This is a genomic window from Synechococcus sp. R8-2 (genome assembly GCF_047461715.1).
Lineage (GTDB): Bacteria > Cyanobacteriota > Cyanobacteriia > Thermostichales > Thermostichaceae > Thermostichus.
Window position 1 is genome coordinate 1 of the sequence record NZ_JANSHQ010000254.1, and the last position, 3,397, is coordinate 3,397.

Sequence of the window (3,397 nt, forward strand, 5' to 3'; positions counted from 1 at the left end):
CCACTCCTGCAATCGGGCCAGAGCCAGCCGCTTCTGGGCAGCGGAGCGTATCGTGCCCTCCGTGAGCCGATTGAAGCCATGCACCAACCCCTTGCCCCCCAAAGCCACCAGCGTTACCCGATGGGTTTGCCCTGGCTCAAAACGCACTGCGTTGCCGGAAGGGATGTTGAGGCGCATGCCAAAGCTGGCGGCGCGATCGAAAACCAGGGCTCGGTTCACCTCAAAAAAGTGAAAATGGGATCCCACCTGAATGGGCCGATCCCCTCGGTTGGTAACCTCCAGGGTCACGGTGGCCCGTCCGACGTTGGCTTGGATGGGATCCTCTGCCAGCAACAGTTCCCCTGGGATTAGGGCTGGCTCCGCGTTGGCGCCAGGCGTGGTTTTGGATTTGCGGCCAGAGGGCATGGGGACAACCTCCTGAAGTTTTTCGGTCTTTGGAGCATCTGGGGGATCCCTAGCGAATGGGGTGGTGTAGGGTAACCAGCTTGGTTCCGTCGGGGAAAGTAGCCTCCACTTGAATTTCCGGGATCATCTCTGGGATCCCGGGCATCACGTCCTCGCGGGTCAGCCACGTCAGCCCCTCGCTCATCAATTGGGCGACTGTTTTCCCCTCCCGCGCCCCTTCCAAGACTGCTGCGCTCAAGTAGGCCACCGCCTCAGGGTAATTGAGTTTGAGGCCCCGCTGCCGCCGATCCCGAGCCAACTGGGCAGCCAGGTAGATCAACAACTTGTCTTTCTCCTGGGGGGATAAGTACATGGGGCAACCTCAAAGATAAAAAAGGATACAAAGAGGACAGCAGCAGGCCCAGTTGGCCTAGAGTTGACCGAACTCATGCGCAGAAATCCCCAGTCTTGGCGCAGCGGACTGTTGCTACGCAACAAGGTGGCTAGCCGTAGTTCATCTTCTACCACCTCTGGGCAAAAAAGGGGAGCCCAGGCTACAAGAGATTTCACTCTCTCCTGCACAAGCAGCAGTCTCAACCTCTTCCGACATCGGGTTTTGCAACTTCCTTCCTAGGCAACCCGCTATATAAAGAGTAACAATAGATGCATATAGATTAGAAGATGTAAAAGTCTGTCTGGATTCCTATCTCAGCTCTGAGTTGGTTTATCCTGGAGCAATTTACCGGCTCTGTATTAACAGTTTCCTTTGATAGGCGTTGACTGGGTTCTTTTGATCGGCTATGAAACTCGAACTGACTCCCCGCCAGCGGAAGATTCTCTGGGCGACGGTGCGCAGCTACATTGCGACGGCTGAACCTGTCGGTTCCAAAACCTTGGCCCAGTCCTATAACTTTGGGGTGAGCACGGCCACCATTCGCAACGACTTGGCCACCCTTGAGCAAGTGGGATTGCTGTTTCAGCCTCACACCTCCGCCGGACGGGTTCCTTCCGACTTTGGCTATCGGGTTTATGTCAACGATTTGTTGACCTCCGCCAACAGCGGTGGGATCCCCCACGATGCTCCTCAGCCGGATCCCCATCCCGCTCTGCAACAGTTGATGGATCAGCTTGGCCGTGAGCTGGGAGATGACTTGGACAGTCTCCTACAAAGGGTGGCCCAGCTTTTGGCCCATCTGAGCGGTTGCATTGCTCTTATCACCCCTCCTCAGGGGCCGGTGGTAGCCATTCATCATGTGCAGTTGGTGTCGGTAGCGCCAGGGCGGGTGATGGTGTTGGTGGTAACCGACTCCTATCAAACCCATTCAGCTCTGGTCAGCCCCCCCGACTGGCCCAGCGACTCCCGAGAGGATTTGGAAGATGAATTGCAATTGCTCAGCAACTTTCTCACCCTGAAGCTGCGGGGCAAAACCTTTGCCGAGTTGCAGGATCTGAGCTGGCTGAAACTGGATGAAGAATTTCGTACCTACGGCCATTGGCTCCAGCAACTGCTGCGCTCGGTGGTGCAACGCTGTCTACAGCCCTCTCTGGGGCAGGTGTTCAGTGCCGGTATGGCCGAGTTGATGCGTCAGCCGGAGTTTTCCCAGGCCCGGCAGGTGCAGGCAGTGATGCAGTTGATCGAGGAGGGAGCCAAGCAACTTCAGGGGATGATTGGGCTCCATTTTGCCGATGGGGGTTTGCCCTCTCTGCCGAGCTCAACGGAGATGGATCAGGAGTCGGGACAGTCTGCCCGCAAGACCCCGGTGATCATCTACATTGGCAGCGAGAATCCACTGGAGTCTCTGCACCACTGTACGGTTATCGCCTCCACTTACCACCGTCGCTCAGCTCCTCTGGGTACGGTCACCTTGCTGGGGCCGACCCGAATGGCCTACGAGCGCAGCATTGCTGCTGTGCAGGCGGTGGCCTCTCATCTGACCCGGGCTCTTGCCTAAGGGATCCCATGAAGGCAGGCAGGGTCTGGGTTGCACCTGAGCAATAACAAGCTGTGGCCAGGCTCTCTCCTCTCCACCTGCGGGTACAGTGCGCCATTCGGCAGCGGCAACTTCTTCACCCTGGCCAGCGGCTGCTGGTGGCTTTTTCGGGCGGGCAAGATTCTTTTTGCCTGCTCCAAATCCTGCGGGATCTACAGCCTCGCTGGGGCTGGCAGCTCTTCGTTTTGCATTGCGATCACCGCTGGTCGGCAGATGAAACGGAGTGTGCTCGCTTTTTGCAGGGGTGGCTGCAGCAGCAGGGACTGCCTCATGCCGTTGAGACTGCGGATCCCATCCGCCGAGATGAGGCAGGGGCCAGGGCTTGGCGCTACCAACAACTGGACAAATGGGCCCGCATCTGGGATTGCAGCGCCGTGGTGATGGGGCATACGGCCACGGATCGAGCAGAGACGTTTTTGTGGAACTTGTTGCGGGGAACAGGAGCCGCCGGGCTGAGCAGCCTGGATTGGCAGCGGCACCTAGACGACCGGGATCCCACCTCTGCCCAGGTGGTGCGACCCCTGCTGGGTCTATACCGTTGGGAAACCGAACAATTTTGCCAGCAGCACCAATTGCCGGTCTGGCCGGATCGCAGCAACCAAGATCTGGCCCATGGCCGCAACCGTCTCCGCCTGGAGGTGATGCCCTACTTGAAGCAGCACTTTAATCCGCAACTGGAAGCGGCCCTGAATCGGGCTGCCACGCTGCTCCAAGCAGAACATGAGCTGGTGGTAGCCCAAGCAGCTCAGCTATGGCAGCAGGTGTATGAGCCCGCTTTGCCAGGGCTGCGACGGGATCCCTTGCGGGCTGCCCCCTTGGCTCTGCAGCGGCAGGTAATGTTCCAGTTTTTGTCCCTGGTGTTGCCCCACCACCCCACCTTTGAACAGGTAGAAGCCGGGATCCAGCTCTTAAAAGCAGACCGAGGCAGCCGTAGCCCCGATTATCCAGGTGGGCACTGGCTGGAAGTGAAAGGGGATCACTTGGTTTGTTTCCATTAATTTTTCCATTAATTCCACTTCCCC

General features: G+C 58.0%; 4 protein-coding genes. 2 read left to right on the forward strand and 2 right to left on the reverse strand.

Annotation, left to right across the window (positions count from 1 at the left end):
• Window positions 1-405: urease subunit beta (locus NW819_RS06670; RefSeq protein WP_414413276.1), on the reverse strand; the 405-nt coding region annotated here is incomplete at its 3' end.
• A gap of 49 nt (window positions 406-454) precedes the next feature.
• On the reverse strand, window positions 455-757 hold the full coding sequence (locus NW819_RS06675; protein WP_011433938.1) for an urease subunit gamma: 303 nt from the start codon (window positions 755-757) through the stop codon (window positions 455-457).
• 427 nt (window positions 758-1,184) lie between these two features.
• Here NW819_RS06675 and hrcA point away from each other — a divergent pair, with 427 nt between their 5' ends.
• Complete coding sequence (gene hrcA, locus NW819_RS06680; RefSeq protein ID WP_414344420.1) at window positions 1,185-2,336, forward strand: heat-inducible transcriptional repressor HrcA; 1,152 nt, start codon at window positions 1,185-1,187, stop codon at window positions 2,334-2,336.
• Between the two features lie 53 nt (window positions 2,337-2,389).
• Window positions 2,390-3,373 carry a tRNA lysidine(34) synthetase TilS gene (gene tilS, locus NW819_RS06685; RefSeq protein ID WP_414328747.1) on the forward strand — a complete coding sequence of 328 codons (984 nt, stop codon included), beginning with the start codon at window positions 2,390-2,392 and terminating at the stop codon, window positions 3,371-3,373.
• The last annotated feature ends 24 nt before the right edge of the window (window positions 3,374-3,397 follow it).